The following is a 5,997-nucleotide window of genomic DNA, read 5'->3' as shown; positions in this document are numbered from 1 at the left end:
CCCTCGGCACCCCGTGCATACCCCCGCTCAACAGGGATCAAAACGTTCAGCTGCCGGGAAACTGCGCAACGTGACCGACCCGCTCCGGTGGCGGCCCCCGGCCGCCGCTCTGCCAGACTGGGGACAGTGCCGACCGGCCCGGAGGAGTGAGCAGACGTGAGCAGCCAGAGCACCGACCCCGGCGACGTGTACGTCAAGGCCGGGGCGATCGTCTTCGGTGTCGGCGCACTCGCCACCCTGGTCACCTTCGTCCCGCTGTTCCTGCACCTGACGCCGCTGCCGACGGCGGCCTACTGGCTGAGCATGCTGATGCCGGCCGGTTTCCTGGCCGCGCTGACCGGGCTGCTGCTGAACGCGCGGTCCCAGCGCCGCCGGAGCGCGCCCGTCGAGTCCTGAGGACGGCCGGGACGGCCGCCGAGGACCGGCTGCGGGCCGCGCGGACCGCTACGGGCTCGCCTGACCGCTACGGGCCGCTGCGGGTCGGCGCTAGCGTTCGGCCAGGTGCGCGGCGAGCCAGTCCGGGAAGTCGGTGAGGTCCGCCAGCACCACGTCCGCACCCGCCTCGCGCAGCTCCTGCGCGCTGTACGGGCCGGTGGGCACGCAGACCGCGACGGCGTCCGCGTGCCGGGCGCCCCGGATGTCGCCCAGGTGGTCGCCGACGTAGACGCTCGCGCCGTGCTCGCGCAGCGCCTCGCCCTTGGTCTCCGCCCACAGGTCGCCGATCACGGTGTCCGCGGCCAGCCCGGCGTGCTCCAGGTGGAGGCGGGCGTTCGGCTCGTACTTGCCGGTGATCACCGCGACCCGGCCGCCGTGGGCGCGGACCGCCTCGACGGCGGCGTGCGCGCCGGGCAGGGCCACGGTCGGGGCGAAGGCGTGGTCGCGGTAGAGCTCGCGGTAGCGGTCGGCGACCCGCTCCACGTCGGCCTCCGGGAACCAGTTGCGGATCTCGTCCAGCAGCGGCGGGCCCAGCCGGGTGACCACCAGGTCGGCGTCGACGTAGGTGCCGGTCTCGGCGGAGAGCGCCAGGTAGGTGGCGCGGATACCCGGCCGGGTGTCCAGCAGCGTCATATCGAGGTCGAAGCCGACGGTGAGCGGAGCGGGTGGGGTCGCGGACATACCGTCAGGCTACCCAACCGGCGCCGCGGACCACGAGGCGATTTGCCCGGGCTTCTCAGCTGAACTTAGGTTTACCTGAGTTGTCTGCGGAGAGGGCCCATGACCGACACCAGCGCACCGCCCGGCGCACCGCCCGGCTCGCCGTACCGCGCGCCTCGGCGCCGAGCACTGTGGCTCGCCGCCGCCCTCGCCGTCCTGGCCGCCGCAGTGCTGCTGAGCCTGGCGGTCGGCAGCCGGACCATCCCGTTCGGCGACACGCTCGACGCCCTGCTGCACGGCGGCGACACCGCCAACGCCGTGGTGATCCGCGAGCTGCGGGTGCCGCGCACCGTCGTCGGCCTGGCCGTCGGCGCCGCGCTCGGCCTGGCCGGGGCCGTCATGCAGGGCCTGACCCGCAATCCGATCGCCGACCCCGGCATCCTCGGCGTCTCCCAGGGCGCGGCGGCCGGCGTGGTGGTCGCCATCTCCGGCTTCGGTGTCTCCACCCTCACCGGGTACGTCTGGTTCGGCTTCGTCGGCGCCGTGATCGCCACCGCGCTGGTGTACGGGCTTGCCGGGCGCGGCCGGGGCGGGGCCACGCCGATCAAGCTGGCGCTGGCCGGCTCGGCGACGTCCGCCTTCATCGCCTCGCTCAACACCCTGGTGCTGACCACCGACGCGGCCACCATGGACCAGTTCCGCTTCTGGCACGTCGGCTCGCTCTCCGGGCGGACCTCGGACGTGGCCTGGCAGCTGCTGCCGTTCCTGGCCGTCGGCACGGTGCTGGTGGTCGCGGTGGCGCGCGGACTGGACGCGCTGGCGCTCGGCGACGACACCGCGAAGGGGCTGGGCGCCAAGACCGGCCTGGTCCGGGCGGTCGGCGCGCTCGGCGCGACCGTCCTGACCGGTTCCGCGGTCGCGGCGGCCGGTCCGATCGCCTTCGTCGGCCTCGCCGTCCCGCACGCGGCCCGTGCGGTGGCCGGCGCCGACCACCGCTGGATCCTCGCCTTCTCCGCCGTCCTCGGCCCGGCACTGCTGCTGCTCGCCGACACCCTCGGCCGGGTCCTGTTCCCGCCGTCCGAGGTCCCGGCGGGCGTGATGACGGCCCTGGTCGGGGTCCCGGTGCTGGTGGCCCTGGTCCGCCGCCGGAAGGTGGTGGCCGCATGAGTTCCGTCCCCCTGCGCGGGTACTCCGTCGTCCGGGCCGGACGGGCGTCGTTCCTGCTGCACCGGCGCTCGGTGGCCGTCGCCGTCGGGCTGCTGGTGGCGCTGGCGGCGACCGTGGTGGCCTCGCTCTGCCTGGGCGAGTCCACCGTCCCGCCGGGCGAGGTGGTCAAGGTGGTGCTCGGACGGCCCAGCCCGCACGAGCTGGTGGTCGGCGAGTTCCGGCTGCCCCGGGTGGTGGTCGGGCTGCTGGTCGGCCTGGCGCTCGGGCTGGCCGGGGCGCTGATCCAGACCGTCGCCCGCAATCCGCTGGCCAGCCCCGACGTGGTGGGCGTGACCTGGGGCGCGACCGCGACCGTGGTCGGCCTGATGGCGTACGGCGTGGTCGGCTCGACCGGCCAGGCCCCGTACGCGGCGGTGGCCGGCGGGCTGATCGCCGGGCTGCTGGTGTACGCGCTGGCCTGGCGGCGCGGCCTGCACGCGCAGCGCTTCGTGCTGATCGGCATCGGCATCAGCGTCGCGCTGTCCTCCCTCACCTCCGTCTTCCTGACCAAGGGCGACGGCTTCCAGGCCCAGGCCGCCAAGGTCTGGATGACCGGCAGCCTGAACGGCGCCGGCTACGACCAGGCCGGATGGCTCGCCCGGGTGCTGCTCGCCGCCCTGCCGGTCGCGCTGTGGGCCGCCCGCGCCCAGCGGTCGATCTCCTTCGACGACGCCACCGCCGTCGGCCTCGGCCTGCGCCTGGACCGGATCCGCCTCGGCATGGCGCTGCTGGGCATCGTGCTGGCCTCGTGCGCGGCCGGGGCCGCCGGGCCGGTGGACTTCGTCGCGCTGATGGCCCCGCAGATCGCGCTGCGGCTGGCCCGCTCGGCGCAGATCCCGCTGTTCTGCTCGGCGCTGACCGGCGCGCTGGTGGTGGTCCTCGCCGACCTGATCGCCCGGCGGCTGCTCGCTCCGACGGAGCTGCCGGTGGGCGTGGTGACCGGCATGGTCGGCGCCCCGTACCTGATGTGGCTGCTGATCCGATCCCGCCGTGGAGGTTCCTGATGTCCGCTCACCGTCTGGAGGCCCGGGGCCTCACCCTGGCCTACGAGGCGCGCACGGTCGTCGAGGGCCTGGACGTGGCCGTTCCGGACGGGCGGGTGACGGTGATCGTCGGCCCGAACGCGTGCGGCAAGTCGACCCTGCTGCGGGCCCTCGGCCGGCTGCTGAAGCCGGTCCGGGGCGCGGTGCTGCTGGACGGCGAGGAGCTGGCGCGGATCCCGACCAAGCGGATCGCCCAGCGGCTCGGCCTGCTGCCGCAGTCGCCGACCGCCCCCGAGGGCATCTCGGTGGCGGACCTGGTCGCGCGCGGCCGCCAGCCGCACCAGAGCTGGTGGCAGCAGTGGTCGCCGGAGGACGAGGCGGCGGTCGCCGAGGCGCTGGAGCGCACCTCCACCGCCGAACTGGCCGAGCGGAGCATGGACGAGCTGTCCGGCGGCCAGCGCCAGCGCGCCTGGATCGCGATGGCGCTCGCCCAGGGCACCGACATCCTGCTGCTGGACGAGCCGACCACCTACCTGGACATCGCGCACCAGGTGGAGGTGCTGGACCTGGTCCGCCGGCTGAACGTCGAGCGCGGTCGGACGGTCGTCGCGGTGCTGCACGACCTCAACCAGGCCGCCCGGTACGCGGACCACCTGGTGGCGATGCGGGACGGCCGGGTGGTGGCGCAGGGCCCGCCCGGGGACGTGGTGACGGCCGAGCTGGTGCGGGAGGTGTTCGGACTGGACTCGGTGGTGGTGCCGGACCCGGTGACCGGCACCCCGCTGGTCGTGCCGGGCGCCCCGTGGGCGGCGCTCACCCCGGACGGCGCTCCCGCTTAACGGCACTTTAGCTGCCATTTCGGACATAATCGACGGCGCCCCGACCCGCCCGCGCCGCCAGAGGACCGCCGATGCCCCGGATCTCCCGCCGCACCCTCCTGACCGGCCTCGGCGCGGGCGCGCTCGCGGCGGCCGCCGGCTGCACCACCGGGCACCCGGCCCCGGGGACCGCGGACGGCCTCGCCACCGGCGCCTGGCCGTCCCCGGCCCCGGTGCCGCCGGTGACGGTGAACGCCGCCACCGGCCCGGTCGTGGTGCCGGGCGCGCCGATGCGGGTGGTCGTGCTGGACACCGACGTGCTCGACTCCGCGCTGACCCTCGGCATCACCCCGGTCGGCGCCGCGCTGCCGGGCCGCGACACCAGCTACCCCGAGTACTGGCCGGCCTCCCGGACGGCCGGGATCCGGCTGGTCGGCCCGGCCGGCGCACCCGACCTGCCGACCGTACGGGCCCTGCGGCCGGACCTGATCCTCTCCAACCAGACCCGCGACGGCGACCGCTACGAGCAGCTGCGGGAGATCGCCCCCACCGTGCTCACCCAGACGTCCGGGGCGCCGTGGAAGGCCGACTTCCAGCTGCACGCCCAGGCGCTGAGCCGGGAGGCGGCCGGGGCGGCCTTCGCCGGCGCGTACCAGAAGCACGCCGGACAGGTCGCGCAGGCGCTGGCGGCGGCGAAGCTGTCGGGGCGCAAGGTGAGCCTGGTGCGGTTCGTGGAGGGCGGCGGCATCCGGCTGTTCGGGCGGCAGAGCTTCCCCGGGACGGTGCTCTCCGACGCCCAGATCGGCCGGCCCGACGCGCAGAACGTCGACCAGTCGGACTTCGCGATCCCGCCGGACCAGCTCGCCCGGGCCGACGGTGACCTGCTGCTGTACGCCACGTACGGCGATCCGGAGCTGTCGGGCGCCACCGCGGCACTCGCGAGCCCGGGGTGGCGGGCGCTGGGAGCCGTCAAGGGGCACCGGGCGTTCCCGGTGGACGACCAGCTGTGGTTCCAGGGGATCGGGTACACCGGGGCCAACTACGTGCTGGACGAGCTGCAGCGCTTCCTGGGGGCGTAGCCGGGGTCCGGCGCGCCCCCGCGTAACGGGCCGGGGAGACGCCGACGGCCGCGGTGAAGTCCCGGGTGAGGTGCGCCTGGTCGGCGTAACCCAGCTCGGCGGCGAGCGCGGCCAGGTCCAACCCGCCGTCCGTACCGGCGCGTTCGGCGGCCTCGTGGAGACGGGCACGGCGCAGCACCCACTTCGGGGAGGCGCCGACGTACTCGGCGAACAGACGCTGGAGACGGCGGACGGTCAGGCCCGACTCGGCGGCCAGCTCGTCCACCCGGCGAAGGTCCGGTGTGCGGGTGATCCGGTCCACCACGGCGGCGACCTCGGCGGCGACCGGGTCGGGCGCGGGCAGCCGGGGGCGGAGGAAGGCGTCGGCGAGCGCGGCCGGATCGCCGGGCGCCCCGAGGACCTCCGCGTTGAACCGGTCGGCCCCGGGCCCGAAGTACTCGGCGGCGGGCACGGAACGGTCGGCGAGCCCGCTCACCGGGTGCCCGGCGAAGGCGCGGAAGGCGCCGGGACGGAACCGCGCGCCCAGCACGTGCCCGGCGCCCTCCAGCCGGCGGACGAAGAGCGAGCGGTCCACCCCGTACACCCGCGCCCCCGGCGCCTCGAAGACCAGGTGGACGTTGGGGTGGGCGAGCACCTTCTGCTCGTACGGCGGCAGGCCGTGCAGGTCCCAGCGGACCAGCCAGTAGTACTCGACGAACACCGCCACGGCCGGGTCGGGCGCGAGCCGGTCCACGGTGATCAGCTCCGCCGCCCGGGCGGGGTGGAGCACGCCCCGGCCGAGGTCGGGGGCGTCCGGGGAGGCCGGGGAGTCCATGC

7 protein-coding genes are annotated in these 5,997 nt (G+C 75.5%); 5 read left to right on the top strand and 2 right to left on the bottom strand.

The window, feature by feature from the left end:
* The first annotated feature begins 156 nt into the window (after positions 1-156).
* Positions 157-396: a hypothetical protein gene (locus tag ACIQOV_RS23320; RefSeq protein WP_401051325.1), complete on the top strand. Its 240-nt coding sequence runs from the start codon at positions 157-159 to the stop codon at positions 394-396.
* 90 nt (positions 397-486) lie between these two features.
* On the opposite strand, the gene ACIQOV_RS23315 is transcribed toward ACIQOV_RS23320, so the two are convergent.
* Complete coding sequence (locus tag ACIQOV_RS23315) at positions 487-1,116, bottom strand: HAD family hydrolase (RefSeq protein ID WP_401051322.1); 630 nt, start codon at positions 1,114-1,116, stop codon at positions 487-489.
* A 99-nt stretch (positions 1,117-1,215) separates the two neighbouring features.
* Here ACIQOV_RS23315 and ACIQOV_RS23310 point away from each other — a divergent pair, with 99 nt between their 5' ends.
* From ACIQOV_RS23310 to ACIQOV_RS23295, 4 genes are all read left to right on the top strand, one after another.
* Positions 1,216-2,262 carry a FecCD family ABC transporter permease gene (locus ACIQOV_RS23310; protein WP_401051319.1) on the top strand — a complete coding sequence of 349 codons (1,047 nt, stop codon included), beginning with the start codon at positions 1,216-1,218 and terminating at the stop codon, positions 2,260-2,262.
* Complete coding sequence (locus tag ACIQOV_RS23305) at positions 2,259-3,305, top strand: FecCD family ABC transporter permease (RefSeq protein ID WP_401051317.1); 1,047 nt, start codon at positions 2,259-2,261, stop codon at positions 3,303-3,305. The genes ACIQOV_RS23310 and ACIQOV_RS23305 overlap by 4 nt, the downstream gene beginning before the upstream one ends.
* A complete protein-coding gene (locus tag ACIQOV_RS23300; RefSeq protein WP_401051315.1) occupies positions 3,305-4,123 on the top strand; it encodes an ABC transporter ATP-binding protein in 819 nt (272 codons plus the stop codon). The genes ACIQOV_RS23305 and ACIQOV_RS23300 overlap by 1 nt, the downstream gene beginning before the upstream one ends.
* A 71-nt stretch (positions 4,124-4,194) precedes the next feature.
* Complete coding sequence (locus tag ACIQOV_RS23295) at positions 4,195-5,181, top strand: ABC transporter substrate-binding protein (protein WP_401051313.1); 987 nt, start codon at positions 4,195-4,197, stop codon at positions 5,179-5,181.
* Here the strand turns inward: ACIQOV_RS23295 and ACIQOV_RS23290 are convergent.
* Positions 5,072-5,995: a DUF6597 domain-containing transcriptional factor gene (locus ACIQOV_RS23290; RefSeq protein ID WP_401051310.1), complete on the bottom strand. Its 924-nt coding sequence runs from the start codon at positions 5,993-5,995 to the stop codon at positions 5,072-5,074. The genes ACIQOV_RS23295 and ACIQOV_RS23290 overlap by 110 nt on opposite strands.
* Positions 5,996-5,997: the final 2 nt, after the last annotated feature.

This window comes from Kitasatospora sp. NPDC091257 (genome assembly GCF_044757675.1).
Lineage (GTDB): Bacteria > Actinomycetota > Actinomycetes > Streptomycetales > Streptomycetaceae > Kitasatospora > Kitasatospora lactacystinica.
The sequence above is the reverse complement of the archived record's forward strand: the minus strand, read 5'-3'. Positions and strand labels throughout refer to the sequence as shown.